Genomic DNA, 25,968 nt, shown 5'->3' with positions numbered 1-25,968 from the left:
GCATTGCTTGACAACCTGAAATATTCAGGAGCATGGTTGTTTCAGGACCTGAAACAACGAGGAAGGGCGCCACCGTGACCCCATCCGCTTCCCCCCACTCCGGCACCGGCCCGCTCCCGAAGACCGGTCGTGCCTGGCACCTGACGGCGCGCCCGCAGGGCTGGCCCACCCCGGACGACTTCGCCCTGCGGGAGGAGCCGGTCGCCGAGCCCGCCGAAGGGCAGATCGTGGTCCGCAACCTCCACCTGTCCGTCGACCCGTACATGCGCGGCCGGATGAGCGAGGCCAAGTCCTACGTCGCGCCGTACAAGCTGAACGAGCCGATGTACGGCGGCGCGGTCGGTGTCGTCCTCGCCTCCCGCGCAGACGGCTTCGCGCCGGGTGAGCACGTGCTGCACGACCTGGGCTGGCGCGAGTACGCCACGCTCGCCGCCCAGCGCGCCACCAAGGTGGACCCGGAGGCCGCGCCGTTGACGACGTACCTGGGCGTGCTGGGTATGCCAGGGCTGACCGCGTACGCGGGTCTGGTCCGGGTGGCCGGCTTCCAGCCGGGCGACGCGGTCTTCGTCTCCGGTGCCGCCGGGGCGGTCGGCAGCGAGGTGGGCCAGATCGCCAAACTCAAGGGCGCCTCCCGGGTGATCGGCTCCGCCGGCTCGGACGAGAAGGCCGAAGTCCTCACGGGGGAGTACGGCTTCGACGCGGCGATCAACTACAAGAAGGCCCCGGTCGCCGAGCAGTTGAAGGAAGCGGCCCCCGACGGCATCGACGTCTACTTCGACAACGTCGGCGGTGAGCACCTGGAGGCCGCCATCGGAGCCCTCAACCTCCACGGCCGGATCGCCGTGTGCGGCATGATCTCCCAGTACAACGCCACCGAGCCGACCCCGGCCCCGCGCAACCTGGCTCAGATCATCGCCAAGCGGTTCCGGATGGAGGGTCTCCTGGTCATGGACCACCAGGACCTCCAGCCGCAGTTCGTGCAGGAGGTCTCCGCCTGGGTGCGCTCGGGCGAACTGAAGTACCGCGAGACGGTGGTCGAGGGCGTGGAGAACACCCTGGACGCCTTTCTCGGCCTGCTGCGCGGCGAGAACATCGGCAAGATGATCGTCACCCTCGGCGACTGAGCCGCGGGACGAAAGGGCCTGGCTGCCCCACCGGTGGACACAGCGCATACGCTGGTCGTCGCACCGGTGGGGACAGGGGCGCGAGTTCCCCCGGCTGTGCCACCAACAGGAGGACATACATGGCAATCCAGCCCATCGACGTCAAGTACACCGCCGTCGCCACCGCGGAGAACGGCCGTGACGGCCGCGTCGCCAGCGACGACGGTCAGCTCGATGTCGTCGTCAACCCGCCCAAGGCGATGGGCGGCAGCGGCGCGGGCACCAACCCCGAGCAGCTCTTCGCGGCGGGCTACAGCGCCTGCTTCCAGGGGGCGCTCGGCGTGGTGGCCCGCAAGGAGGGTGCCGACATAGCCGGTTCGACCGTCACGGCCGAGGTCGGTATCGGCAACACCCCCGAGGGCGGCTTCGGTCTCACCGTCGCGCTCAAGGCCACCATCCCGAACGTGGACGAGGCCACTGCCAAGGACCTGCTGGACAAGGCCCACCAGGTGTGCCCGTACTCCAACGCGACCCGCGGCAACATCGAGGTCACGCTGCACGTCGGCTGAGCCCCGGCTCGTCCGGCTCGTCCGGCTCCGGAACGGGGACGCCGCAGCGTGGGTGGTGTCCCCTGCCCGGATGTCGTCGCTCGTGAGCAGCGCCCCACCGGTGTCAGCCGGTGGGGCGCACCCGTCTCAGCCGGTGGGGCGCTTCTCGGTGATCTCCTCGTAGGCGAGCTCGGCGAGGCTGCGCTGGCCCGCCTTGCTGGGGTGGAACCAGTCCCAGCTGCTCAGTTCGGCGGGGGTGAAGCGGTAGTCGAAGACGGCGCCGTTGTCGTAGCGGCAGCGCAGGTCCTTCGCGCACTCCTGCTTGAGGACGGCGTTGTAGGCGACGACCCGGTCGTGGACCTGCTGCCTTCGCTGCTTGTCCGCCGCGTCCATCGACTGCGGATCCTTGAGCATCGACTGGCAGATGCCGAGCCCCCACACCCGCTGGCCTATGGGGTTGGTGCGGCCCTGCTGCCAGAGCCGCTTGAGGTCGGGGACGCTGGAGACGTAGACCTGGGTGCGGGGCGAGGCGGAGCGCAGGACGCGCAGGGACTCCTGGAAGTCGGCGCGGAAGTCCGCCACGCCGGTCATCTGTTCCACCGTGGGGCGGCAGGCGTCGTTGGCGCCGCTCATCACGGTCACCATGTCGGGCTCCTTCGCGGCGGCCTTGCGCATCTGCTGCGGGAGGTCGGCGACGACGGCGCCGCTGACGGCGAAGTTCCAGCTCTTGCCCTTCGGATCGCTCAGCAGCCGACGGGCGAGGCTGTTGACGTCGTCCGCCGTTCCGGTGGCCCAGGAGACGCGGGTGCAGTCGGAGAGCAGCGAGCAGGCGTCGAAACCGCGGGTGATGGAGTCGCCCACGGCCGCCAGCGATGCGGGCGAGCGGTCCCAGACGCGACGCGGGCTGGGCTCGGCATGGGGGCGCGCGGAGCCGTCGGCGCGCTGTGCGCCGTCCCGGTCGCCCCCGTCCGGCGCGCCGCCGCAGGCCACGGCGAGCACCAGCCCGGCGACGGTGACGAGGACGAAAGCGCAGATGGCAGCCGCGCGGGAGCGCCGTGAGCGGGGAAGCCGGGGTCGGCTGGGGCGCGCGTTCGCCGCCTCGTGGCTGTCCGGCATGCGACCCCCTGTTTCGCTGGTGCCCTACCGACGGTACGTCACCTACCGTGCGCCGCCGCGCGGTAGCTTGTTCCGCAGACCGGTGCAGCCGGTGCGACCGCGGGCACAGCGACGAAATAAATATTACCTCGCGTCACAACCTGTCCCTTTCGGGGAGAATTGGGCGCAGTGGTGTTTACTATTCGTAACCTCGGGAGCTGGTAGGGAAGTGACCGGTGGTGCAAAATGTCAGGCGCTCGTCCGGCGCGTGACCGAGAGATGATCGAGGCCGCCCGGTGGCGACCTTCGCAGCGCACTGGAGGTCCCGGTGACGACACGTGGAGTTCTGTACGTCCACTCGGCGCCCCGCGCCCTGTGCCCGCACGTCGAGTGGGCCGTCGCGGGCGTCCTGGGCGCCCGCGTCAATCTCGACTGGATCAGACAGCCGGCCTCGCCCGGCACCTGGCGTGCGGAGTTCTCCTGGCAGGGCGATCCCGGCACCGCCTCCAAGCTGGCCTCCGCGCTGCGCGGCTGGCACCTCCTGCGCTTCGAGGTGACCTCCGAGCCGTGCGCCACGGCGGAGGGCGAGCGCTACAGCTCCACCCCGGGCCTCGGCATCTTCCACGCCGTCACCGGCATGCACGGTGACATCCTCATCCCCGAGGACCGGCTGCGCGCCGCCGTCGCCCGCGCCGGACGCGGCGAGAGCGACCTGGAGGCGGAGATCGCCAAGCTGTTGGGCAAGCCCTGGGACGACGAGTTGGAACCGTTCCGTTACGCCGGCGAGGGCGCCCCGGTCCGCTGGCTGCACCAGGTCGTCTGACCCCCGGCCCCCTCCGCCGGTCACTCCGCGGCCCGGCCCACTGTGCGGGACTGGCTGCGGCCCGGCCCGCACGGGTGTGTCCAGGGGCTGCCGACCCGCACGGGCGCGTCCGGGAGCTGCCGGCCCGGGCGGCGAAGCGGCCGTTCCTGGACGCGTGCCGCTGGGGCCGGAGCGCGCTTCAGCCCCTACGGTTCCCGCATGGCTGACGAAACTTCCCCTGTGTCCTCGGTCGCGGTGCTCGGTACCGGCATCATGGGCGCCGCCATGGCCCGCAACCTGGCCGCCGCCGGGCTTCAGGTCCGCGCCTGGAACCGTACCCGGGAGCGGGCCGAGCCGCTGGCCGCCCACGGTGTCTCCGTCGCGGCCGAGGCGGCCGAGGCGGTACGCGGTGCCGATGCCGTCCTGACGGTCCTGACCGACGGTCCGGCCGTGCTGGAGGTCATGCGCGCCGCCGCCCTCGGGGCCGCCGGGGGAACGCCGTGGATCCAGGCCGGCACGGTCGGCCCGGACGGGCTGGTTCCGCTCGCCGGGTTCGCCGAGGAGCGGGGGCTGCGGCTGCTGGACGCGCCGGTGCTCGGCACCAGGGAGCCCGCCGAGGCGGGGCAGTTGACCGTGCTGGTATCCGGTCCTTCGGACCTGCGGGAGCGGGTCGCGCCGGTCCTGGACGCGATCGGTGCCCGTACCCGGTGGCTGGGGGAGGAGCCGGGTGCGGCCAGCAGGCTGAAGCTGGTGCTCAACAACTGGGTTCTCACCCTCATCAACGGCACGGCCGAGACACTGGCGCTCGCCGAGGGGCTGGGCGTGGACCCGCGCGACGTGCTCGGTGCGGTGGCGGGCGGCCCGCTGGACGTCCCGTACCTGCATGCGAAGGCCAGGCTGATCCTGGAGGGCGCCTATGAGGCGAGTTTCCCGCTCTCGGGGGCCCGCAAGGACGCCGACCTGATCTCCCGTGCCGCCCGGCAGGCGGGCGTGCGGCTGGACGCGACGCCGGCGCTCGCGGAGCGGCTGCGCCGGGCGGAGGCACAGGGGCACGGCGCCGACGACGCGGCTGCCTCGTTCTTCGCGTCCTTCACCTCCTCCGATCACGGCAGGGGCGACGCCCGCGGCGCGTCCTGAACGTGACACGGGTGGGGGCGGCCCCCTGAGGAGACCGCCCCCACCCGCTGTACGAGGTGTGTCAGACCGTGCGGAAGGCCAGCACCACGTTGTGGCCGCCGAAGCCGAAGGAGTTGTTCAGCGCGGCGATCCGGCCGCTGGCCGGCAGCTCGCGCGCGGTGTCGCGGACGATGTCGCCGTCGGCCTCCGGGTCCAGGTTCTTGATGTTGATCGTGGGCGGGGCCGTGCGGTGGTGCAGCGCCAGCAGCGTGGCCACCGTCTCGACACCGCCCGCGCCGCCCAGCAGGTGGCCGGTCATCGACTTGGTCGCGGAGATGACCATGTGGTCCATGTCGTCCCCGAAGACCTTGCGCAGCGCCTTGAGCTCCGCCAGGTCACCCGCGGGGGTGGAGGTGGCGTGCGCGTTGATGTGCACGATCTCGGCCGGGTCGAGGTCGTTCCTGGAGATCAGGTTCTCCAGGGCGTGCGCGATGCCGTTGCCCGAGGGCTCCGGCTGCACGATGTCGTGGCTGTCGGCGGAGATGCCCTGGCCCACGGCCTCGACGTAGACCCTCGCGCCCCGGCGCCGCGCGTGCTCGGCCGACTCCAGGACGATCACGCCGGCGCCCTCGCCCAGCACGAACCCGTTGCGGTCCGTGTCGAAGGGGCGGGAGGCGCCCTGCGGGTCGTCGTTGCTCTTGGACATCGCCATCATGTTGGCGAACGCGGCGACCGGCAGCGGGTGTATGGCCGCCTCGGTGCCGCCTGCGACCACGATGTCGGCCCGGCCGCTGCGGATCATCTCGATCGCGTAGCCGACGGCCTCGGACCCCGAGGCGCAGGCGCTGACCGGCGTGTGGACACCGGCGCGCGCGTTCACCTCCAGGCCGACGTTGGCCGAGGGGCCGTTGGGCATCAGCATCGGCACGGTGTGCGGGGAGACGCGGCGGACGCCCTTCTCCCTGAGCACGTCGTACTGGTCGAGCAGGGTGGTGACCCCGCCGATGCCGGACGCCACGACGGCTCCCAGCCGGTCCGGGTCCACGGCCGTCTCCTCGCCGGCGCGGGCGGTGAAGCCGGCGTCGGCCCACGCCTGGCGGGCGGCGATCAGCGCGAACTGCGCCGAGCGGTCCAGCCTCCGCGCCTGGGGGCGGGGAATGCTCTCCCCCGGCTCGACGGCGGCCCTGGCGGCGATCCGCACAGGCAGGTCGGCGGCCCACTCCTCCTCGAGGGGTGCGACACCGGACCGTCCGGCGACGAGTCCTTCCCAGGTCGATGCGCTGTCGCCACCCAGCGGTGTGGTTGCGCCGATACCGGTGACGACCACGGAAGTCTTGGTCGCGTTCACTGGATTTCTCTCCACGGTAGGGGTGACTCGTTTGAGCCACCCGGAGCCGGGTGGCGACAAACGCGTCAACGGTCTTCCCAGTACTGCTGCGCCGGTCAGCGCCCCCGCGCGGGCGGGCGCTGCCGCGTCAGTCAGTCCTGGTGCTTGAGGATGTAGTCGGTCGCGTCGCCGACGGTCTTGAGGTTCTTGACGTCGTCGTCCGGGATCTTCACGCCGAACTTCTCCTCGGCGGCCACGACCACCTCGACCATGGACAGCGAGTCCACGTCCAGGTCGTCGGTGAAGGACTTCTCCAGCTTGACGTCCTCGGCGGGGATACCGGCGATCTCGTTCACGATCTCGGCGAGGCCCGAGACGATGTCTTCCTGAGTGGCGGCCATTGCGGCGCTCCTTCGTATCTGCGGTGAGTCCGCAGCGCCCGACCCTGTCGTGCGGGGCTGCTCGGATTGTGACTAGGGGAGGGTAACGACCGTGGCTGCGTAGACGAGACCCGCCCCGAAGCCGATGACCAGTGCGGTGTCGCCGCTCTTGGCCTTCCCCGTCGCCAGCAGCCGCTCCATCGCCAGCGGGATGGAGGCAGCCGAGGTGTTGCCCGTGGTCTCCACGTCGCGGGCGACCGTGACGTGCTCGGGCAGCTTGAGAGTCTTGACCATCGAGTCGATGATCCGCATGTTCGCCTGGTGCGGAATGAAGACGTCGAGGTCTTCGGCCGCTATCCCGGCGGCGTCCAGTGCCTGCTGGGCGACCTTGGCCATCTCGAACACCGCCCAGCGGAAGACCGTCTGGCCCTCCTGGCGCAGCGCGGGGAACTTCAGTTCGCCGGTCTTCTCGTCGAGGGGCAGTTGGGAGACGTCACCGATCCGGTAGCCGTCCCAGGGCACGGTCTGCGAGATGACGTCCCGCTTGTCGCCCTCCGAGCCCCACACCGAGGGGCCGATGGCGGGCTCGTCGGAGGGGCCGACGATGACCGCGCCGGCGCCGTCCCCGAACAGGAACGCCGTGGAGCGGTCCGTCAGGTCCGTCAGGTCGGAGAGCCGCTCGGCGCCGACCACCAGCACGTACTCGGCGCTGCCCTCGACGATCAGGCCCTTGGCGAGGGTGAGGCCGTAGCCGAAGCCGGCGCAGCCGGCGTTGATGTCGAAGGCCGCGGCCTTGCCCGCCCCCATCCGGTCGGCGATCTCGGTGGCGATGGCGGGCGTCTGCTTGAAGTGCGAGACGGTCGAGATGATGACCGCCCCCACCTGCGCGGCCGAGATGCCGGCGGCTGCGACGGCCTTGCCCGCGGCCTCCAGCGTCATCTCGGCGACCGTCTCCTCCGGGCCCGCCCAGTGCCGGGTGGCGATGCCCGAACGGGAGCGGATCCACTCGTCGGAGGAGTCGATGTGCTTGAGGATTTCCTCGTTCGGTACGACGCGGGTCGGACGGTATCCGCCGACACCGAGGATGCGCGCGTAGGGGGAGCCCTGCGCGGGCTTGATCTTCGCGGTCATGCTCTCGGGACTCCTTGGTGTCAGGCTCGGATGTGCGCGGCGAGCAGTTCCCGCGCCGCGGCGAGGTCGTCGGGCGACTTGAGCGCCAGCCTCTCCACGTCCGGCAGGGCACGCTTGGCCAGTCCGGTGAGAGTGCCGCCGGGGCACAGCTCGATCAGCGCCGTGGCGCCCAGCTCCTGGAAGGTGTCCATGCACAGGTCCCAGCGCACCGGCGCCGAGACCTGCCGCACGAGCCGGTGCACGACCTCGGGCCCGCTGTCCACGACGCGGCCGTCGTAGTTGGACACGTAGCGGCTCAGCGGAGTGCCGGGCGTGATGTCGCCGACGGCCGCCTCCACGGCGGGCAGGGCGCTCGCCATGTGGTCGGTGTGGAAGGCGCCGGCGACCTGCAGCGGCCTGACCCGCGCCCGCTCCGGATTGTTCTCGGCCAGCGCGGCGAGTTGCTCGGCGGTGCCGGCGGCGACGATCTGGCCCGCGCCGTTCATGTTGGCGGGGGTCAGTCCGAGCTTGTCCAGGTGCGCGGTGACCGTCTCCGGGTCGCCGCCCAGTACGGCCGACATGCCGGTCTCGCTCACGGCTGCGGCCTCGGCCATCGCCGTACCGCGGGCGCGCACGACACGCAGCGCCTCGACGGGGGTGAGGACCCCGGCCAGCGCCGCGGCGGCCAGCTCGCCCACACTGTGCCCGGCGAACGCGCCGATGCCGGCGGCCTTGCCGGGCGCCTGCTCGGTGGGCTCGCCCTCCAGCAGTTCGTAGGCCGACAGCAGGGCCGTGGCGACCAGCAGCGGCTGGGCGACGGCCGTGTCGCGGATCGCGTCGGCGTCGGCCTCGGTGCCGTAGTGCACCAGGTCGAGATCGATGGCGGCGGACCACTGGGCGAGCCGGTCGGCGGCGCCGGGCAGTTCCAGCCAGGGGGTCAGCAGGCCAGGCTTCTGAGCACCTTGGCCGGGAGCGACGAGTACGAGCACTCTTTCACTCTCTCCTGTGGACAGGGGTCTCGACCGGTGGGGACCGAGACGAAGAACGGTGAGGGGTTTTGTGGACCCTCGACAAAACGTGCCCGCCAGCTTACGGCTGGCCACCGGCGTCGGCGAGACGCCCCAGGATCAGCGCGATACGCAGCGTGAAAGCGGAACGCACATCCGATGGCGACCAGCCGGTGACGTCCGTCACACGTCGTAGCCGGTAGCGGACGGTGTTGGGGTGCACGAACAGCATCCGCGCGGCGCCCTCCAGACTACTCGCCTGCTCCAGATAGACGCTCAGCGTCTCCAGCAGCGCGGAGCCCGCCTCCTCCAGCGGTCTGTAGATCTCCTCCACCAGTAGTTGCCGCGCCACCGGGTCACCGGCCATCGCGCGCTCCGGCAGCAGGTCGTCGGCCAGTACGGGCCGCGGTGCGTCGGGCCAGGCCGCACACGCTTTCAACCCGGCCATCGCGGCCTGCGCGGACCGGGTCGCCGCCAGCAGATCACCCACCACGGGCCCGGCCACCACAGGCCCCGCCGCGAACGGGCCGATCAGCGACTTGGCGGCCTTGAGCGGATCGTCGGAGCCACCCGCGATCACCACGAGACGGCTGCCGAGCACCCCGGTGAGCACCTGGACCTTGGCGTGCCGGGACGCCCGCCGGATCGCCTCGACGGTCAGCTCGTTGTCCCCGTCCGGCGCCGTTCCCAGCACGACGGCCACGTGCTCGGGCGAGTTCCAGCCCAGCGCCGCAGCGCGTGACACGGCGCCCTCGTCGGCCTCCCCGGAGAGCACCGCGTTGACCACCAGCGACTCCAGGCGCGCGTCCCAGGCGCCGCGCGCCTCCGCCGCCTGCGCGTACACCTGCGCCGTGGCGAAAGCGATCTCGCGGGCGTACACCAGCAGCGCCTCGCGCAGCACCGCCTCGTCCCCGGGCGCTGCCACCTCGTCGATGGCCGCCTCGACGACCTCGATGGTGGTGCGCACCATCTCCACGGTCTGCCGCAGCGTGATCGCCCGGGTCAGCTCGCGCGGCGCCGTTCCGAACACGTCGGTGCTGATGGCCTGCGGCGTCTCCGGATGCCGGAACCACTCGGTGAAGGCCGCGATGCCCGCCTGCGCGACCAGGCCGATCCAGGAGCGGTTCTCCGGCGGCATCGCGCGGTACCAGGGCAGCTGCTCGTCCATGCGTGCGATGGCGGCGGCGGCGAGCTTCCCGGAGGACTGCTCCAGCCTGCGCAGGGTTGCCAGATGCGGGTGCTGGGGTGGATCTGTGGCTTCGGGCACGGGACAAGCCTGCCTTACCGGGCGCGCCGCACGGCTGCGGGGGGCGCACGGCCGCCGCACCCTCCCCGCGCCCGGGACTACGGTGGGGCGCATGGCACAGGTGGTGTGGCGGGCCGCTGACCGGTACCGCGGCGGCGAGGCGGAGGCCGGGATCGAGACCCGGCACGCCTTCTCCTTCTCCGGGTTCTACGACCCCGACAACGTCGGTTTCGGACTGCTGGTCGCCTGCAACGAGGAACGGCTCGCACCCGGCGCCGGATTCGCGCAGCACCCGCACCGCGACGTCGAGATCGTCACCTGGGTCCTCGAAGGAGAACTCGAACACCGCGACTCGGCAGGCCACGACGCGGTGGTGCGCCCCGGGGACGTGCAACGGCTCGGCGCGGGCAGCGGCGTACGCCACACCGAACGCAACGCCGGGAGCGGGCCGCTGCGCTTCGTGCAGATGTGGCTGGTGCCCGGCGCCTTCGGCACCGAACCCGAGTACGAGGTCGTGCGCGGCATCGCGGACAGCACCCCCTTCGCGCTGCCCCGCACCGAAGCGGTGCTGCACGTGCGGCGGCTGGCCGACGGGGAGCGCACGGCCGTGCCGGACGCGGCCTTCGGGTACGTGCACGTGGCCCGCGGCCAGGCGCTGCTGGACGGTGGCGACGGCGGCGAGACGGTGCTGCGCGAGGGCGACGCGGCGCGGCTGACCGATCCGCGGGAGCGGGAGCTGCGCGCCAGGGGCGGAGCCGAACTGCTGGTCTGGGAGATGCACGCCGAGCCCCGCTACGGCTGAGCCGCCGGGGACCGCGCGCAGCGGTCAGCCGCGCAGTTCGGCGAGCACCGCGTCCGTGAAGGGCGTCCACGCCTCGACCGCCCACGGGCCGAAGGCCCGGTCGGTGAGCGCCACACAGGCGGCACCCGCCTCCGGGTCCACCCACAGGAACGTCCCCGACTGCCCGAAGTGCCCGAACGTGCGCGGCGAGGACGCCTCACCCGTCCAGTGCGGCGACTTGGCGGAACGGATCTCGAAGCCCAGGCCCCAGTCGTTCGGCTTCTGGTTGCCGTACCCGGGCAGCACACCGTTCAGACCGGGGAAGACCACCGAGGTCGCCTCCCGCACCGTCGAGGGGTCCAGCAGGGTGGGGGACTGCAGTTCGGCGGCGAACCGCGCCAGATCGGCGCAGGTGGAAACGGCGTCCTTGGCGGCCGACCCGTCCAGCTCGGTGGAGGCCATGCCCAGCGGCTCCAGCACCCCTTCCCGCAGGTACGCGGGGAAGAGGATCCCGGTGGCCTTGGCCACGTGCTCCGCCAGCGTCTCGAAGCCCGCGTTGGAGTAGATCCGCCGGGTGCCAGGATCGGCCTGCGCGCGGTGCTCGTCGAAGGCGAGCCCCGAAGTGTGGGCCAGCAGATGCCGCACCGTCGCCCCCTCGGGCCCTGCGGGCTCCTCCAGCTCGACGGCGCCCTCCTCCAGGGCCATCAGCACGGCGTACGCGGACAGCAGCTTGGTGACGGAGGCCAGGGCGAAACGCTGCTCGGCGGGTCCTCGGCTTCCGGCCACGCTGCCGTCCGCCCGTACGACGGCCGCCGCCGCGCTCGGCACCGGCCAGGTCTCGATCATCCGCAGGCTCTCCATGCGCACGAGCCTAACGGCAGCACTCGGCCGCCGATTTTGGCCTCCCTTTGCCCTTGCTTGGAGTGCGCTCCAACTTCGTACCGTTCACTGGTGAGTGTGACCCAGACGCACAGACGGCCCAGCCAGGACGCGACCCCGCCCGCGCAGTCTGCCGCCCGGCAGGAGAGCCACCCGCGGCCGGACGGAAACGACAGGTACACCATCAGCGAAGTCGCGGCGCTCACCGGGCTGAGCGCACACACACTGCGCTGGTACGAGCGGATCGGCCTGATGCCGCACGTCGACAGGTCCCACACGGGGCAGCGCCGCTTCTCCCACCGCGACTTGGTCTGGCTGGACCTGGTCGGCAAACTGCGGCTGACCGGCATGACGGTCGCGGACATGGTGCGTTACGCGGAGATGGTGCGCCAGGGCGAGCGGACCGTCGCGGAACGCCAGTCCCTCCTGGAGGCCACGCGCGAGGGCGTACGGGCCCGGATCGCGGAACTGCGCGACACCCTCGACGTGCTCGACTACAAGATCGACCACTACTCCCGGAAGACCGGTGACCTGCCCGCGGCCCGCGCGGTGGCCGCGCACTCGTCCACCGGCGAGACCACCGAGGGCCGGGCCACGGCGCCATGTGGGTGCGCGGGCCACGTCACGACGGGCCACGTCACGACGGGCCACGTCACGGCCGGTCGGACCACCGCGATCAGGTAGGGACGTGGACCGCAGGGTGGCGGGCACCACGGCCGAAGCGGACTCCGGTCCGGCTCAAGGCCCGACTGCGGGCCGACTCAGCGGGCGTCGGCGCACTCCTGGGAGGAGGGCACGCAGCGCACCGAGTCGTACGCCCCCAGAGCGATGGCGACGAAGTTGGCGCGCGAGTCGGTGCCAGGGCGCAGATAGTCGCTGTGCCCTTCGGCCCTGTCGGCTGTCACGACACGGGCGCCGAAACCGGCGTCCGTGGGGTCGGCGCCGTGCCCCAGCCCCAGGAACTCCACGTGGGGGACGCGCGCGATCCAGTCTCCCGGAGCGCGCGCGGCCCACACCGGCACACGGGTGCGCAGCGCGGAGACCGACCCGGCGCGCATCCCCGGTGACCCGAAGACGATCCAGCCGGCGGCGTCCTCGCCGCCCAGCCCCGGCGCGGCCCGCCCGCAGACGACGGAGCCGTAGCTGTGGCACAGCACGACGGGCGGGGCCGCCCCGGCGCGGGACAGACCGCGCAGGAAGCGCGTCAGACGCGGCGCACCCGCCTCGGCCAGCCGCCCGGTCGCCGCGTCCGGTCCGAGTCCGACGGGGGTCGTGTAGCCGACCCAGGCGATCACCGCGACGGGGCCGCCGGACGCGCGCCGCGCCATTCCCGCTCGCAGGGATGCGGCCATCCCGGCGGGCCTGCCGTAGCGGTTGGCGCCGCCGTCGTCGAAGTTGTGCAGGTCGATGTCGGAACCGGGCACCACGACCGCGGTCCTTTCGGCGTGCGCGAGGTCTCCGAACACCTCGGCTATCTGCCCGCGCCCGCGCGGGTCGAAGGCGAGGATCTGCCGCCCTGGTGCGAGGAGTTCGCCGTACCGTTCGGCCCTCTCCCGCGCCCGGCTGTGGTCCTCCCGCGTTCCGGAGGGAGCCTGGGCCAGCGTCCTTGCACGCGCCCGCTCCCTCTTGAGCGCCACCCGGTTCGCCTGGTACCGAACGCGTAGGGGGACGCCGTCCAGGTTCCCCACCGTCAACGGATGCCGCCGCACCAGCGCCCCGCGCTCCTCCTCGTCCAGCCCCGCGAAGAATCTGGTGACCCGTTCGGGGCTCGCGGTCGCGGGATCGGGCAGCGTGCGCCCCAGCGAGTGGTCGGCGCGCCAGGCAGCGGCTCCGGGGGGCGGGCCGGTGACCGGGGTCTGCTCCGTACCGCTCGTGACGCCTGTCGTTCCCGCGAAGACCGCCGCAACCAGCGGGGCGGCGAGCAGAGCACGCTTGCGGCGGCGTTTCATGACAGGTCTCCCTCTTCCTGTCTCCCGCAGGTCCCGTCGGCGGGAGACAGGAAGAGGGTGCGGGCCCGGCCGCGCCCGTGGCGTCACGCCGGAGAGCCAACTGCCCGGGTGCTACGGGGGTAGGGGGGCCTACGAGAGTAGGGGACGCACGGGGCCCGCCGGGTGTTCCGCGGCAGGGGGACGCACGGGCCGCGTCGGGCGTTCAGCGACGGGCAAGGCCCGTCCCCCGGTCGGGACTAGTGCTCGCCGGGCGCCACGAGACCGGACTCGTACGCGAAGACGACCGCCTGGGCGCGGTCGCGCAGGGCGAGCTTGGCGAAGATGCGGCTCACGTGGGTTTTCACCGTCTGTTCCGCCAGGACGAGCGAGGCGGCGATTTCCTGGTTGGACTGTCCGCGCGCCAGCAGTTCCAGTACTTCGGTCTCGCGCTCGGTGAGCTCCTTGAGCCGGAGCTGGGGTGTCGAGGCGCGCTCCTTGCGGGTGACGGGGTGCGGCCGTTGCCGGGCGAACTCCGCGATCAGCCGCCGGGTCACCGACGGCGCCAGCAGCGCCTCACCCTCGGCCACCACCCGTACGGCGGCGATCAGGTCGGCGGGCGGCGCGTCCTTGAGGAGGAAGCCGCTCGCGCCCAGCCGCAGCGCCTCGTAGACGTAGTCGTCCACGTCGAACGTGGTCAGCATCAAAACCCTGGGCCTGTGGACGACGCCGGGTGAGGGTTCGAGGAGCGCTCGCGCCGCCTCCAGGCCGTTCAGCCGCGGCATCCGCACGTCCATCAGGACCACGTCGGGGTGGACGGTGCGGCACACCTCGACGCCCGCCGTGCCGTCCGCCGCCTCGCCCACGACGTCGATGTCGCTCTGCGCGGCCAGCAGCGCGGCGAATCCCGCCCGGACCATGGCCTGGTCGTCGACGATGACCACGCGGGTCACCCTGCTCGTCGCGGAGAAGCCGGGCGCGCCAGTGCCGTTCATGCCGTGGGGGTGTCCTTCGTGTGCGTGACGGGTGTGGGTGCGGCGAGGTCGGGGGCGCTCTGCGCGCTGTCGTGCCGCTCGTCGCTGAGGACGCCGGACGGCTCCTGCGGCGTTCCGGCGGGCGGGTGCAGCGGCAGCCGGGCGGCGACACGGAAGCCGCCGTCCGGGAGCGGGCCGACCTCCAGCGCCCCGCCCACCAGGCGCACCCGTTCGCGCATCCCGACGAGCCCGTGCCCGGTGCCGGTCGTCTCCAGCGGCGCACCCTCAGGTTCGGGGGAGGGCCCGTTGACGACGAGGACGGAAAGCGAGGCCTCCCGCCCGCCGTTTTCGTCCTCCGTCGCGCCGTGTTTGCCCTCCCTCGCGCCGTTCTTCGTCTGACGGCCGCCGTTCTTGCCCTCCCTCGCGCCGCTCTTGTCCGCCCCCGCGCTGTTCTTGTCCGCCGTCGTGTCGCTCTTGTCCGCCGTCGTGTCGCTCTTGTCTTCCGTGCCACCGTTTTCGTCGTCCCTGCCGTCCCCGTCCCGCCCGCTCTTCTCGCGTTCCTGCACGGTCACCGAGATCCGGGTGGTCGCCCCGGGCGCGTGCCGCACGACGTTCGCGAGCGCCTCCTGGACGATGCGGTACGCCGACAGCGTGACGGTCTGCGCGGGAGCGGAGCCGCCACCGGGCGCACCGTCCCCGCGGCCGGACAGGTCGACGTGCAGTTCGGCGGGGACCCCTGCTCGTACGGTGGCCTCCACGAGCTGTTCCAGCCGTTCCAGACCGGGCTGGGGCGCGCGCTCCGAGTGGGTGTTCTCGCTGCGCAGCACGCCGAGCAGGCGCCGCATCTCGGTCAGTGACTCGCGTGCGGCGGCGGCGATGGCCCCGAACTCCTCGCTCGCCTCCTGCGGCAGGCCCGTGATCCGGTAGGGGGCGCTGTCCGCCTGGACGGTGATGACCGACATGTGGTGGGCGACGACGTCGTGCAGTTCGCGCGCGATGCGGGTGCGCTCCTCCAGGAGCGTGCGCTGGGCGCGCTCGGTCTCGCTGATGGTCTCCTGTTCGGCGAGCCGGCGCTGGGCCTCGGCCCGCTCCCGCAGGGTGGCGCCGAGCAGCAGCATCGCGCCGCTGAGCACGATCAGCAGCACGTTCGACCCCTCGCTGCGCTCGGGGGCGACGAATCCGAGCGCGAGGGAGGTGACGACGGTGACCAGCCAGACGGCCAGCAGGGTGCGGCGGCTCTCCCGCAGCGCCAGTGCCAGGCACAGCAGCAGGTAGCCCACGAGCACCATCGGCGTCCAGGGCCAGGGGCGGCCCGCGGTGTGGTCCGTGGCCATCAGCAGCAGTGCGCCGAGGACGTCGGCGGTGAAGACGACCCACCAGGCGTGCAGCGGACGGGTCACGGCGAGCAGCAGCGGCACCACCTGCGCCACCCCGAGCGCGCCCGCCCAGCTGCCGTGCAGCCCGTAGTCGGTGGACAGCAACTGCGCGGTGGAGGGGAGCAGGACGGCGCCGAAGCCGAACGCCAGCACGTAGGGCAGCGACCTGACCCACCGCGACGAGGCGTGGCGCAGCAGCGGCTCGCGGGAGGCCGCCGGGGTGGCCAGCGCTGAGCCCAGGCCGCGCAGCCCGTCGGCGAGAGGGGATGCGAGGTGGCGTCCGCTCACAGCTCCGCCAGGAGCTGAGCCTTCTTGGCCGTGAACTCCTCGTCGGTCAGTAGCCCCGCGTCGTGCAGTTCTCCGAGGTGGCGGATGCGTGTCGCCACGTCGGCAGGGTCGGAGCGCTGACGTGTGACCGTCGGGGCGGCCGTGCAGACGCTCTCCGGCGCCGGCACGGGGTCGGCGGCGCGTACCGCCTCCAGGACCGAGGCGGCGAAGGGCAGCGATTCGTAGACGGGTCCGTAGCCGAGGCCGAACACCACGGACGCCGGGTCGTGGTCCGCGTCCACGAGGACCTCGGCCCCGCGTGCACGCAGCCGCAGGTGGCCGCCGGCGCCTTCGGGGGAGCGCCACTCGATGCCCTCCAGCTCTCCCACGGGGAAGAACTGGTCGCCCGCTTTCCACTTGGCGGTGGAGGCACCTGTCCAAAACCAGCGGAAGGCGACGACGCTGCCGTCGAAGGAGGCCTTTCCGTCGTAGGCCTTGAAGCTCTGCGGCGCGGACGGTGCGGCGACCAGATACTGCTCGGCGGGCTTGGCGGCCTCCTCGGGCAGCACCGCGCGCAGCTCGCTCGCGTAGTAGTCGGCGAGGGTCTCGCGCTCGGCCGGCAGCACCAGGCGGTAGGGGTCGCTGCCCTCCTTGAGCTGTCCGGCAGCCGCTTCCAGCAGGGGGTCGGCACCCTGGCGGGGCACGGCGCGCAGCACGACGGTGCCGCGCTTGCTGCCCGGGGCCAGCTCGACGGCGCTCAACGCCTCGTACGGAATCCGCCGCTCCGAGAGCACCTGGAAGAGCTTGGGCGTGCGAATCCCCCGTTCGAAGCGGATGAGCACGGAGTCCGATGAGAACTCCCAGGTGGAGTGAATTCCAGCCAGTACATCACCCATGTGGGTCATCGTATGCGGCGGTCGCCCGCGCGTCCCCCTTCTGCTGGTCTCGGCCGTACTCCGCGCGCTGGTGCGGCGGTGAGGCGCTCCGGAGCCGCCTGCCCGGGCGGGGCCGCCCTACGCGCGTACCCCTCAGTGTGGCTCAGCTGCGTACCCCTCAGTGTGGCTCGGCCACGAAGGCGCACTCCGGGTCGGATGGGGCGCAGGTCACGTCCTCGTACGAGCCGGTACCGACCGCGGCGAGGTTGTGGAGGCTGCGGGTGTGCGGCACGAAGTACCCGGTGTGGCCGATGGCGCCGGCGGCCGACAGACGGCGCGCGCCGAAACCGTCCGCGACCGGGTCGGCGCCGTGTCCCAGGCCTCCCACATCCATGTGCGGCACGTCCGCGATCCAGTCGTCGCGGTCCCGCATCGCCCAGACGTGCGCGCCGGTACCGAGCGCGGAGGCGCTGTCCGCGCGCATGCCGGGACTGCCCGCGACGGCGATGTCCGTGACGCTGCGCGGCAGCCGGTCGGCGGCCAGACCGCAGACCACGGAGCCGTAGCTGTGGCAGAAGAGCGAGACCTTCGGGGAGGCCTCGCCGGAGGCGGCGGGCAGGGTCCGCACCAGCCGGTTGAGCCGTACGGCGCCGTCCTGGGCCAGCTCGCCGGACGCCGCGTCGACGCCGAGTCCGACGGGCGCGGTGTAGTCGGCCCACGCGATCGTCGCGGTACGCACCCCGGGTGCTGCGGCCCGCTGCTGGTTCTGCAGCGCGTGGGCCATGCCGACGGGCGCCGAGTACTCGCGTGCGGACTTCTCGAAGGTCAGCAGCTCGGTGTCGACCCCGGGGACGACGACGGACACGCGCTGGGCGTGCTCCAGGTCCCCGAAAACCTCGGCGGCACGGCCGCGTCCCGTCGGGTCGAAGGCGAGGATCTGGCGGCCGTCACCCAGCATCGAGGTGAAGCGGTGCATCCGGCGCCCCGCGTCCTGGCGCCCCTCGTCCGTCAGCCGCTTGTCCGTCATCCGCCTGACCTCGACGGCGCGTGCCTGCTTGAGGGCGGTGTGGTTGGCCCGGTAGCGCAGCTTCACGGGGGCGCCGGCGAGGTTGCCGACGACCAGGGGGTAGCGCTCGGCGAGAGTGCGCCGCTGCGCCGCGTCGAGGCGGGCGAAGTAGCGGGAGACACGGCCGGCGGACGCGTCCGGGTCGGGCAGGGGACGCCCGGCGAAGCTGCCCTTCTCCCAGGCGAGCAGGGCCGCCGCGCGGGGCCCCGCGTCCGCGTGGTGCTTGCGCACAGCGGTCCACCCGGTCGTCGCCAGCAGGACGAGGACGACGGCCAGGGCGAGCAGCGCGCGCCAGGCGGTGGAGCCCGGGGCTCCCGACGGGGGGAGGCCTGATCCGGACAGCGGGTTGCCTAGAGCGGAGAAGTAAGTCACTGGGGCGACACCCTAGGAGATGCGCGAGGCCGGACCCGGCACGGACGAGGCCCGCGTGAGTCATCTCACGTTTCTTACTGGGCGTTCGGGTCAGTGTGGCGCATCCGTACGGGGAAATGTTCACCCTGTGCAACCGGGACACGGGTCCGGGCGGCCCGTGCAACCGGGGCACGGGTCCGGGCGGCGTTACGGGTGGTGTCCCCGACTCCAGTCGCCGGTCAGTGCGGGGCCCAGTTGCGCCACGTAGTCGCGGGTCACCTCGCGGGCGGTCTCCAGCGACGTCCCCTCCCGCATGCCCCACTGCCGTGCGGCGGTGCGCATCACTCCGGAGAACGCCGCCACCAGGACGCGCGGGCGCGGGTCCACCTCGGCGTCCACCCCGGTGCGCCGGGCGATCTCCTGGACGAGTTTCTCCTCCATCAGCAGGGAGTGCCGCAGGTGTGCGGCCAGCAGCGAGGGGGTGGTCTCCACGACCTGACACATCTTCAGGTGCAGGTCGAGCGGGACGATCTCCTCGACGGACCGGCCGACCTCGTCCCAGATGTCATTGAGGTTCCGGCGCAGGCACTCCAGGGGCGGAGTGCCGGGCGGCTCCGCGCACACGGTTTCGTAGAAGCAGGTCTCCACCATGTCCTGCACGAACAGTGCGACCTCTTCCTTGTTCGTGAAGTAGCGGAAGAAGGTGCGCTGGGAGACGTCGACGGCCTCCGCGATCTGGTCCACCGTTGTGGTGTCGTATCCCTGCGTGACGAACAGTTCGTGGGCCGCCACGACCAAGGCGTCCCTCGTGCGCTGTTTCTTCCGTTCACGCAGGCCCGCCACTGTCGCTTCCTTCCCGTGCCGGACTTCCTCTCCCGTGCCGGACGCCGACGGTCCGCTCACGATACGTGAGCGTTGACTGACATTTACCGGCGAATAATTCCGTTTGTCAATTGTCAGTTACTGTCATTACCCTCGCGCTCATGAGCACCCAGACCAGCACCGTCGCGGCCGACGCGCCGGACCCAGCCGGCCTCGAAGGCGGAGGAGGGGGCACCCGGAAGGGGATGCGCGGGCACCCGTGGCTGACCCTCGTCACCGTCGCCTTCGGCGTCACCATGGTCGCCCTCGACGGGACCATCGTCGCCATCGCCAACCCCGCCATCCAAAAGGACCTCGGCGCCTCGCTCTCCGACGTCCAGTGGATCACCAACGGCTACCTGCTCGCGCTCGCCGTCGCGCTGATCACCGCCGGCAAGCTCGGTGACCGCTTCGGCCACCGCCAGACGTTCCTCGTCGGCGTCGTGGGCTTCGCCGCCGCCTCCGCGGCCATCGGGGTGTCGGGCAGCGTCGCGCTCGTCGTCACCTTCCGCGTGCTGCAAGGCATATTCGGGGCGCTGCTGATGCCCGCGGCCCTCGGACTGCTGCGCGCCTCCTTCCCCGCCGAGCGGCTGAACGCGGCCATCGGCATCTGGGGCGCGGTCATCGGTGCCTCCACCGCCGCAGGACCCATCGTCGGCGGTCTGCTGGTCGAGCACGTCAACTGGGAATCCGTCTTCTTCATCAACGTCCCCGTCGGCGCTCTCGCCCTCGTGATGGGCCTCGTGCTGCTGCTCGACCGGCGCCCCGAGAACGCCCCACGCTCGTTCGACCTGCTCGGCGTCGTACTGCTGTCCGTAGCGATGTTCTGCCTCGTGTGGGCCATCATCAAGGCCCCCGAATGGCACTGGGGCGACGCCAGGACGATCGGCTTCCTGGCCGTCTCCCTGCTGGCCTTCGCCGCCTTCGGCTTCTGGGAGACCCGGGCCAAGGAACCGCTCCTGCCCATGAGCATGTTCCGCTCGATCCCGCTGACCGCCGGCACGGTTTTGATGGTGCTCATGGCCTTCGGCTTCATGGGCGGCCTCTTCTTCGTCACCTTCTACCTGCAGAACGTCAACGGCCTCTCCCCGGTCGACAGCGGACTGCGACTGCTGCCGCTGACGGCCATGATGATCGTCGCCTCCCCGCTGGCCGGTACGGTCATCACCAAGGTGGGCCCGCGCATCCCGCTGGTCGCCGCCATGGTGCTGACGGCCGTCGCCATGTTCGGCCTCTCCTCGCTGGACGCTGACAGCGGCATGGGCATCACCTCCGTCTGGTTCGCCATCCTGGGTCTGGGGCTCGCCCCCGTCATGGTCGGTGCCACCGAGGTGATCGTCGGGAACGCGCCGTTGCAGCACGCGGGCGTCGCCGGCGGCCTCCAGCAGGCCGCCATGCAGGTCGGCGGCAGCCTGGGTACGGCCGTACTCGGCGCGGTGATGGCCTCCCGCGTCGGCAGCGAACTGCCGCAGCAGTGGGCCGAGGCCAAGCTGCCGCAGCTGCCCGAGCAGAAGGAGGAGGCGCTCAAGAAGGCCGCCGAGGTGGGCATGGCCCCGCCCGCGCCCAAGGGCACCCCGGCCCAGGTGGCCGAGACGATCGAGCACGTGGTGCACGGCTCGTTCATCTCCGGCATGGGCCTGGCGTTCGTCTGCGCCGGCATCGTCGCGGTGCTCGCTGCGGGCGTCGCCGTCTTCACCAGCCGGGGCACGAACGACGCGGGCCCCTCGGTCCACATCTGACGCCCCCGCGCCCCCGCGCGGTCCCGACGCGACGACGTGACGTGACGACGTGACGCGGCGACGCGCAACCCGATGTGGTGGCGCGCAACTCGACGTGGTGGCGCGCTCCCGATGTCGGGGTGCACACGTTGACGCAGGGCTGACGTTGCGGGCCGTGGTACGACGGCGCGGTAGCCGCGGTAGCCGCGGTAGCCGCGGTAGCCGCGGTAGCCGCGGTGGCACACGCTGCGTCTGCTGGCCTGGCTTCAACGGCCCGGTGTTGCCGGAACGGTGGATAACTCAGGAGTTGTGGATAACTCCGCCACCTGTCCCGGTGAACCGGGCCGTTTGCTCTTGGCGCGCTCTTCCCGGCACGGAGATGCTGGTCAGGCGCCGGGCGATCGAATGCCCGGCCCTGAGCGGGGGGAGTGATCAGCATGCGAGGCATGCGCAGTCTGCGAGACGTGAGTGGCGCGCGAGCCGTGAGGGGCCCGCGGAGCGTGCGCGGAGGTGGCCGCGGAGCCAAGGTCGGGGCGGGAGCCGTGGCGGTGGCCGCGCTCGCCACGGCCGCGCTCGCGGTCGCGGCACAGCCGGTCGGTGCCGAGACGGCCGCCGCTGAGCCGGCCAGGGCGCGGCAGGCCGCGCCGCCGGCCCGAGCCGGCGCGGGTCCCGAGTTGGGCAGGTGCGGAACGGGCGAGTTGTGCCTGTGGGAGCGTGCCCGGTTCAAGGGCAAGCCGCGCACCTACGAGCTGCGCGGAGTCGACATCGAGAGCTGCACGCCGGTGCCGGGCGGCACCGCCGTCGAGTCGGCGGCCAACCGCACAGGCCGCCCCGTCACGCTCTACCAGAGTGAGGAGTGCGCGGAGACGGCTGAGTTCGACACCTACCCGTCCGGCTCCTGGACGCCTGAGCTGCCCTACAAGGCTCGTGCGTTCAAGGTGTGGGAGCACTGAGATGCGCACCGCGCGCAGGGCTGCCGCCGCGGCACCCGGCGCGGCGCCTGGACGAGTGGCCGGGAGCGATCCCGCACGGGAGCGTGCCAGGCCGCCAGGCCGGTGCGGGAAGCCGGTCGGCTTCCCGCACCGCGCGGTGGACTCAGGCGTCGCCGCCGGCGGTGCCCGGGTCGGCCGACGCCACCTCGAGCAGGTCGTAGCGGTCGATCGCCTGCTTGAGGGCGGAGCGGTCCACCTTCCCCTCCCTGGCCAGCTCGGTCAGCACCCCGAGCACGATCGACCGCGCGTCGATGTGGAAGAAGCGCCGGGCAGCGCCACGGGTGTCGGCGAAGCCGAAGCCGTCCGCACCCAGCGACTGGTAGGTGCCGGGCACCCAGCGTGCGATCTGGTCGGGCACGGCTCGCATCCAGTCGGAGACCGCCACCTTGGGGCCTTCCGCCCCCTGGAGCTTGCGCGTGACGTAGGGGACGCGCTGCTCCTCCTCCGGGTGCAGCAGATTGTGCTCTTCGACCGCCACGGCCTCGCGCCGCAACTCGTTCCAGGAGGTCGCCGACCACACGTCGGCCTTCACGTCCCACTCCTCGGCGAGGAGACGCTGGGCCTCCAGCGCCCACGGCAGTGCGACGCCGGAGGCGAGGATCTGCGCGGCGTGGGTTCCCCGCTCGCCCGCCTGGTAGCGGTAGAGACCCTGGAGGATGCCCTCGGCGTCCACGTTCTCGGGCTCGGCCGGCTGCCGGATGGGCTCGTTGTAGACGGTGAGGTAGTAGAAGACGTCCTCACCCTGCGGGTGCTCCTCGCTGGAGCCGTACATCCGCCGGAGTCCGTCCTGGACGATGTGGGCGATCTCGAAACCGAACGCCGGGTCGTAGGCGACGACGGCCGGGTTCGTGGAGGCGAGCAGCTGCGAGTGGCCGTCGGCGTGCTGCAGCCCCTCGCCGGTCAGCGTGGTGCGCCCGGCGGTGGCCCCCAGCATGAAGCCGCGCGCCAGCTGGTCGCCCATCTGCCAGAACTGGTCGCCGGTGCGCTGGAAACCGAACATCGAGTAGAAGACGTAGATCGGAATCAGCGGCTCGCCGTGGGTGGCGTAGGCCGACCCGGCGGCGATGGCCGCGGCGGTGCAGCCCGCCTCGGAGATGCCGTCGTGCAGCATCTGCCCGGTGGGCGATTCCTTGTAGGCGAGCAGCAGTTCACGGTCCACGGACTCGTACAGCTGCCCGAGCGGGTTGTAGATCTTCGCCGAGGGAAAGAAGGAGTCCATCCCGAAGGTGCGGTACTCGTCGGGCGCGATCGGCACGAAGCGCTTGCCGACCTCCTTGTCCCGCATGAGGTCCTTCAACAGCCGTACGAACGCCATGGTCGTGGCGATCTCCTGCTGCCCGGACCCCTTCTTCAGCGTGGCGTAGGCCTTGTCGTCCGGAAGCTGGAGCGGCTTGGCCCGGTTGATCCGTGTCGGCACGTAGCCGCCGCACTCCTGGCGGCGGTCGTGCATGTACTGAATCTCCTCCGAGTCGCGGCCCGGGTGGTAGTAGGGCGGCGTCCCCGACTCCAGCTCCTTGTCGGGGATCGGCAGGTGCAGCCGGTCGCGGAAGTGCTTGAGGTCGTCGACCGTCAGCTTCTTCATCTGGTGGGTGGCGTTGCGGCCCTCGAAGTTGGGGCCCAGCGTCCAGCCCTTGATCGTCTGCGCCAGGATGACGGTCGGCTGCCCCTTGTGCTCGGCCGCGGCCTTGTAGGCGGCATAGACCTTGCGGTGGTCGTGCCCGCCGCGGCCGAGGTGCAGCAGCTGGTCGTCGGTCATGTTCTCCGCCATAGAGCGCAGCCGCTGGTCCCCGCCGAAGAAGTGCTCGCGGATGTAGGCGCCGCTCTCGGTGGCGTAGGTCTGGAACTGCCCGTCAGGTGTGGTGTTCAGCTTGTTGACGAGCACGCCGTCCCGGTCCTGGGCCAGCAGCGGGTCCCAGGAGCGGTCCCACACCAGCTTGATCACGTTCCAGCCGGCGCCCCGGAAGTAGGACTCCAGCTCCTGGATCACCTTGCCGTTGCCGCGCACCGGCCCGTCGAGGCGCTGGAGGTTGCAGTTGATGACGAAGGTGAGGTTGTCCAGCCCCTCGCGAGCCGCCAGGGACAGCTGTCCGAGGGACTCGGGCTCGTCCATCTCGCCGTCCCCGAGGAAGGCCCACACCCGCGACTTGGACGTGTCGGCGATTCCCCGTGCCTCCATGTAGCGGTTCATCCGCGCCTGGTGGATCGCCCCGACCGGGCCGAGGCCCATGGAGACGGTGGGGAACTCCCAGAAGTCCGGCATCGACCGCGGGTGCGGATAGCTGGAGAGGCCGTGGGGCGCCTTGCTCTTCTCCTGCCGGAACCCGTCGAGCTGCGCCTCGGAGAGCCTGTCGAGCAGATAGGCGCGGGCGTAGATGCCGGGGGAGGCGTGCCCCTGGAAGAAGACCTGGTCGCCGCCGTCGCCCTCGTCCTTGCCCCGGAAGAAGTGGTTGAAGCCCACGTCGTAGAGGGAGGCGGAGGAGGCGAAGGTGGCGATGTGCCCGCCCACCCCGATGCCGGGGCGCTGGGCGCGGGAGACCATCACGGCCGCGTTCCAGCGGGTCGCGTTGAGGACCTTCCGCTCGATCTCCTCGTTGCCGGGGAAGAACGGCTCGTCCTTGGTCGCGATGGTGTTGACGTAGTCCGTGCTGCGCATCTCCGGAACGGCCACGCGCTTTTCGCGGGCGCGTTCGATGAGCCGGAGCATGAGGTAGCGGGCGCGTTCCCGGCCACGCTCGTCGACGGCGCCGTCGAGCGAGTCGAGCCATTCCTGGGTTTCTTCGGGATCGAAATCCGGGACCTGGCTGGGAAGGCCGCCAATGATGATCGGGTTGCGATCGGATCCGGAAGCCACGCTGTTCCTTCGCTGTATCGGTCGTCTGGTGCTCTGCGAGCCGGGCGGCGGCGCACGCCGTGCCTTCCTGCCGGAGGGTGCCTCGCGCCGCCTCCATCGTGTACCGCCACTGCTGTGACGTCATCTGTACCGAGAGGTAACCCGACAGGTCCTGGGGCGGGCCGGAGGCCGGGTCGGGCTCGGGAGACGAGGCGGTCAAACCGCCACCTTACGCCCATCAGGGCTGCTGGCCCGCTCTCCGCTCCGACCACCCCAAACGTCCGTTCGGCCCCGGGTGCACCCCTACGGCTCCCCCGGCGCAGCCGGGGCAAACCTGGCGGATCGCGGCGAGCGCAATGTGGCCTGAACCACTCTGGATCAGGCATTGTGGGATGACACGTCAACGTTTGTGCGGGATCGACGGCCGGGTACTTGCGTGATCCGGCCCGCCCGTGTGGACTACGGCCCATGCTTCGCGTACGCGCGAGGCGCAACCCCATATTCGCAAGACATGACTGGAGGCAATCCGTGAGCGCGACCGCGGACCACGCGGAGGAGCGGACCAACCCCGCCGCAAGGCTGGGTTTCCAGCCCGGACAGGTGGTCCAGGAGATCGGCTACGACGACGACGTCGATCAGGAGCTCCGCGAGTCCATCGAGGAGATCACCGGCACGGAGCTGGTCGACGAGGAGTACGGCGATGTGGCCGACGCCGTGGTGCTGTGGTTCCGCGACGAGGACGGTGATCTGACGGACGCGCTGGTGGACGCGATCACGATGATCGACGAAGGCGCCCCCGTCTGGCTGCTGACCCCCAAGACGGGGCGCGAGGGCTATGTCGAGCCCAGTGAAATCGGCGAGGCGTCCAAGACCGCGGGCCTGTCCCAGACCAAGAGCTTCAACGCGGCGAAGGACTGGACGGGCAGCCGTCTGGTCACCCCGAAGGGCGCTCCGAACAAGCGGTGAGCGACGGCGCGACAGGACGGCGCGACAGCGCGCCGTCGTCGCGGTAGCCCGCCTTGTGCATACCTGCGCACGCCCGTGCGTGCAGCCGGCCCCGGTGCGGCTCGGACACCTCCGAGCACCGGGGCCCGACCTGACCCCGAGCACCACGGACCCCGGCGCCCCGGGCAGACCCCCTGGTGTCCGGCAGCCCCTGTTCTCCCGGCACCGCCGGATGCCCACGTACACCGTCACGCGGCGACCGAGACATAACCATGCCGGGCCACCCGACCTGCCCGGCCGGCCCCCGCCCGACTTTCCCGCTCGGCCGCTCGGCTGCCCCGCCGCTCGGCCGCTCGGCCTGCGATCATGCCCCTGCTCCGGTCGGTGCGCGACT

Annotated in this window: 22 protein-coding genes and 1 pseudogene; 9 read left to right on the top strand and 14 right to left on the bottom strand. The window is 71.7% G+C overall.

The window, feature by feature from the left end; translation table 11 throughout:
- Nucleotides 1–74: 74 nt before the first annotated feature.
- Together AB8Z75_RS07650 and AB8Z75_RS07645 are read left to right on the top strand one after the other, a co-directional pair.
- On the top strand, nucleotides 75–1,124 hold the full coding sequence (locus AB8Z75_RS07650; RefSeq protein ID WP_369200633.1) for an NADP-dependent oxidoreductase: 1,050 nt from the start codon (nucleotides 75–77) through the stop codon (nucleotides 1,122–1,124).
- Between the two features lie 119 nt (nucleotides 1,125–1,243).
- The gene (locus AB8Z75_RS07645) at nucleotides 1,244–1,672 is read left to right on the top strand and encodes an organic hydroperoxide resistance protein (protein ID WP_369200632.1); all 429 of its coding nucleotides are present in this window, start codon (nucleotides 1,244–1,246) and stop codon (nucleotides 1,670–1,672) included.
- 126 nt (nucleotides 1,673–1,798) lie between these two features.
- Here AB8Z75_RS07645 and AB8Z75_RS07640 read toward each other — a convergent pair whose 3' ends face one another.
- Nucleotides 1,799–2,767: an SGNH/GDSL hydrolase family protein gene (locus AB8Z75_RS07640; RefSeq protein ID WP_369200631.1), complete on the bottom strand. Its 969-nt coding sequence runs from the start codon at nucleotides 2,765–2,767 to the stop codon at nucleotides 1,799–1,801.
- Between the two features lie 307 nt (nucleotides 2,768–3,074).
- Here AB8Z75_RS07640 and AB8Z75_RS07635 point away from each other — a divergent pair, with 307 nt between their 5' ends.
- Together AB8Z75_RS07635 and AB8Z75_RS07630 are read left to right on the top strand one after the other, a co-directional pair.
- On the top strand, nucleotides 3,075–3,569 hold the full coding sequence (locus tag AB8Z75_RS07635; RefSeq protein ID WP_369200630.1) for a DUF3145 domain-containing protein: 495 nt from the start codon (nucleotides 3,075–3,077) through the stop codon (nucleotides 3,567–3,569).
- Nucleotides 3,570–3,767: 198 nt separating this feature from the next.
- Nucleotides 3,768–4,685 carry an NAD(P)-dependent oxidoreductase gene (locus AB8Z75_RS07630; protein ID WP_369200629.1) on the top strand — a complete coding sequence of 306 codons (918 nt, stop codon included), beginning with the start codon at nucleotides 3,768–3,770 and terminating at the stop codon, nucleotides 4,683–4,685.
- 61 nt (nucleotides 4,686–4,746) lie between these two features.
- On the opposite strand, the gene AB8Z75_RS07625 is transcribed toward AB8Z75_RS07630, so the two are convergent.
- From AB8Z75_RS07625 to AB8Z75_RS07605, 5 genes are all read right to left on the bottom strand, one after another.
- Nucleotides 4,747–6,012 carry a beta-ketoacyl synthase gene (locus tag AB8Z75_RS07625; RefSeq protein ID WP_369200628.1) on the bottom strand — a complete coding sequence of 422 codons (1,266 nt, stop codon included), beginning with the start codon at nucleotides 6,010–6,012 and terminating at the stop codon, nucleotides 4,747–4,749.
- 131 nt (nucleotides 6,013–6,143) lie between these two features.
- Nucleotides 6,144–6,392, bottom strand: coding sequence for an acyl carrier protein (locus tag AB8Z75_RS07620; RefSeq protein ID WP_369200627.1), 249 nt, complete (start codon nucleotides 6,390–6,392; stop codon nucleotides 6,144–6,146).
- Nucleotides 6,393–6,464: 72 nt separating this feature from the next.
- Nucleotides 6,465–7,502, bottom strand: coding sequence for a ketoacyl-ACP synthase III (locus AB8Z75_RS07615; protein WP_369200626.1), 1,038 nt, complete (start codon nucleotides 7,500–7,502; stop codon nucleotides 6,465–6,467).
- A 20-nt stretch (nucleotides 7,503–7,522) separates the two neighbouring features.
- Entirely contained in the window at nucleotides 7,523–8,470 is a 948-nt protein-coding gene (locus tag AB8Z75_RS07610; protein ID WP_369200625.1) for an ACP S-malonyltransferase, read from the bottom strand.
- Between the two features lie 100 nt (nucleotides 8,471–8,570).
- Nucleotides 8,571–9,755, bottom strand: coding sequence for a PucR family transcriptional regulator (locus AB8Z75_RS07605; RefSeq protein WP_369200624.1), 1,185 nt, complete (start codon nucleotides 9,753–9,755; stop codon nucleotides 8,571–8,573).
- A gap of 91 nt (nucleotides 9,756–9,846) precedes the next feature.
- Between AB8Z75_RS07605 and AB8Z75_RS07600 the strand changes: the two genes are divergently transcribed.
- A complete protein-coding gene (locus AB8Z75_RS07600) occupies nucleotides 9,847–10,536 on the top strand; it encodes a pirin family protein (RefSeq protein ID WP_369200623.1) in 690 nt (229 codons plus the stop codon).
- Nucleotides 10,537–10,560: 24 nt separating this feature from the next.
- On the opposite strand, the gene AB8Z75_RS07595 is transcribed toward AB8Z75_RS07600, so the two are convergent.
- Nucleotides 10,561–11,376: a serine hydrolase domain-containing protein gene (locus AB8Z75_RS07595; protein WP_369200622.1), complete on the bottom strand. Its 816-nt coding sequence runs from the start codon at nucleotides 11,374–11,376 to the stop codon at nucleotides 10,561–10,563.
- 90 nt (nucleotides 11,377–11,466) lie between these two features.
- On the opposite strand from AB8Z75_RS07595, the pseudogene AB8Z75_RS07590 reads away from it, so the two are divergent.
- Nucleotides 11,467–11,916: pseudogene (locus AB8Z75_RS07590) on the top strand (MerR family transcriptional regulator); the annotation flags it as partial.
- A gap of 239 nt (nucleotides 11,917–12,155) precedes the next feature.
- Here the strand turns inward: AB8Z75_RS07590 and AB8Z75_RS07585 are convergent.
- The 6 genes from AB8Z75_RS07585 to AB8Z75_RS07560 all read right to left on the bottom strand — a co-directional run bounded on the left by AB8Z75_RS07585 (nucleotide 12,156) and on the right by AB8Z75_RS07560 (nucleotide 19,071).
- Entirely contained in the window at nucleotides 12,156–13,343 is a 1,188-nt protein-coding gene (locus AB8Z75_RS07585) for an alpha/beta hydrolase (protein WP_369200621.1), read from the bottom strand.
- Between the two features lie 236 nt (nucleotides 13,344–13,579).
- Nucleotides 13,580–14,314, bottom strand: coding sequence for a response regulator (locus AB8Z75_RS07580; RefSeq protein ID WP_369200620.1), 735 nt, complete (start codon nucleotides 14,312–14,314; stop codon nucleotides 13,580–13,582).
- Nucleotides 14,311–15,957, bottom strand: a complete 1,647-nt coding sequence (locus AB8Z75_RS07575; RefSeq protein WP_369200619.1) for a sensor histidine kinase — start codon at nucleotides 15,955–15,957, stop codon at nucleotides 14,311–14,313. Before AB8Z75_RS07575 ends, AB8Z75_RS07580 begins: the two co-directional genes overlap by 4 nt.
- Complete coding sequence (locus tag AB8Z75_RS07570; protein WP_369200618.1) at nucleotides 15,954–16,841, bottom strand: DUF4429 domain-containing protein; 888 nt, start codon at nucleotides 16,839–16,841, stop codon at nucleotides 15,954–15,956. The genes AB8Z75_RS07575 and AB8Z75_RS07570 overlap by 4 nt, the downstream gene beginning before the upstream one ends.
- Before the next feature lie 148 nt (nucleotides 16,842–16,989).
- Nucleotides 16,990–18,249, bottom strand: coding sequence for an alpha/beta hydrolase (locus AB8Z75_RS07565; RefSeq protein ID WP_369200617.1), 1,260 nt, complete (start codon nucleotides 18,247–18,249; stop codon nucleotides 16,990–16,992).
- Between the two features lie 186 nt (nucleotides 18,250–18,435).
- Nucleotides 18,436–19,071, bottom strand: coding sequence for a TetR/AcrR family transcriptional regulator (locus AB8Z75_RS07560; RefSeq protein WP_369200616.1), 636 nt, complete (start codon nucleotides 19,069–19,071; stop codon nucleotides 18,436–18,438).
- Nucleotides 19,072–19,211: 140 nt separating this feature from the next.
- On the opposite strand from AB8Z75_RS07560, the gene AB8Z75_RS07555 reads away from it, so the two are divergent.
- Together AB8Z75_RS07555 and AB8Z75_RS07550 are read left to right on the top strand one after the other, a co-directional pair.
- Complete coding sequence (locus tag AB8Z75_RS07555; protein ID WP_369200615.1) at nucleotides 19,212–20,828, top strand: MFS transporter; 1,617 nt, start codon at nucleotides 19,212–19,214, stop codon at nucleotides 20,826–20,828.
- Between the two features lie 479 nt (nucleotides 20,829–21,307).
- The gene (locus AB8Z75_RS07550) at nucleotides 21,308–21,760 is read left to right on the top strand and encodes a peptidase inhibitor family I36 protein (protein ID WP_369200614.1); all 453 of its coding nucleotides are present in this window, start codon (nucleotides 21,308–21,310) and stop codon (nucleotides 21,758–21,760) included.
- A 142-nt stretch (nucleotides 21,761–21,902) separates the two neighbouring features.
- Here the strand turns inward: AB8Z75_RS07550 and aceE are convergent, their stop codons facing one another.
- Complete coding sequence (aceE, locus tag AB8Z75_RS07545; RefSeq protein ID WP_369200613.1) at nucleotides 21,903–24,650, bottom strand: pyruvate dehydrogenase (acetyl-transferring), homodimeric type; 2,748 nt, start codon at nucleotides 24,648–24,650, stop codon at nucleotides 21,903–21,905.
- A 507-nt stretch (nucleotides 24,651–25,157) separates the two neighbouring features.
- Between aceE and AB8Z75_RS07540 the strand changes: the two genes are divergently transcribed.
- Entirely contained in the window at nucleotides 25,158–25,595 is a 438-nt protein-coding gene (locus AB8Z75_RS07540) for a DUF3052 domain-containing protein (RefSeq protein ID WP_369200612.1), read from the top strand.
- The last annotated feature ends 373 nt before the right edge of the window (nucleotides 25,596–25,968 follow it).

This window comes from Streptomyces sp. PU-14G (assembly GCF_041028275.1).
Taxonomy (GTDB): Bacteria; Actinomycetota; Actinomycetes; order Streptomycetales; family Streptomycetaceae; genus Streptomyces.
Note: the sequence above shows the minus strand (reverse complement) of the source record. Positions and strands in the feature narration are given on the sequence as shown.

Excerpts from the sequence above, each read along its gene's own strand:
- AB8Z75_RS07555 (WP_369200615.1), top strand. The coding sequence starts at position 19,212 with ATGAGCACCCAGACCAGCACCGTCGCGGCCGACGCGCCGGACCCAGCC.
- AB8Z75_RS07570 (WP_369200618.1), bottom strand. The coding sequence starts at position 16,841 with ATGACCCACATGGGTGATGTACTGGCTGGAATTCACTCCACCTGGGAG.
- AB8Z75_RS07640 (WP_369200631.1), bottom strand. The coding sequence starts at position 2,767 with ATGCCGGACAGCCACGAGGCGGCGAACGCGCGCCCCAGCCGACCCCGG.
- AB8Z75_RS07645 (WP_369200632.1), top strand. The coding sequence starts at position 1,244 with ATGGCAATCCAGCCCATCGACGTCAAGTACACCGCCGTCGCCACCGCG.
- AB8Z75_RS07600 (WP_369200623.1), top strand. The coding sequence starts at position 9,847 with ATGGCACAGGTGGTGTGGCGGGCCGCTGACCGGTACCGCGGCGGCGAG.
- AB8Z75_RS07615 (WP_369200626.1), bottom strand. The coding sequence starts at position 7,502 with ATGACCGCGAAGATCAAGCCCGCGCAGGGCTCCCCCTACGCGCGCATC.
- AB8Z75_RS07585 (WP_369200621.1), bottom strand. The coding sequence starts at position 13,343 with ATGAAACGCCGCCGCAAGCGTGCTCTGCTCGCCGCCCCGCTGGTTGCG.
- AB8Z75_RS07595 (WP_369200622.1), bottom strand. The coding sequence starts at position 11,376 with ATGGAGAGCCTGCGGATGATCGAGACCTGGCCGGTGCCGAGCGCGGCG.
- AB8Z75_RS07580 (WP_369200620.1), bottom strand. The coding sequence starts at position 14,314 with ATGAACGGCACTGGCGCGCCCGGCTTCTCCGCGACGAGCAGGGTGACC.
- AB8Z75_RS07630 (WP_369200629.1), top strand. The coding sequence starts at position 3,768 with ATGGCTGACGAAACTTCCCCTGTGTCCTCGGTCGCGGTGCTCGGTACC.
- AB8Z75_RS07620 (WP_369200627.1), bottom strand. The coding sequence starts at position 6,392 with ATGGCCGCCACTCAGGAAGACATCGTCTCGGGCCTCGCCGAGATCGTG.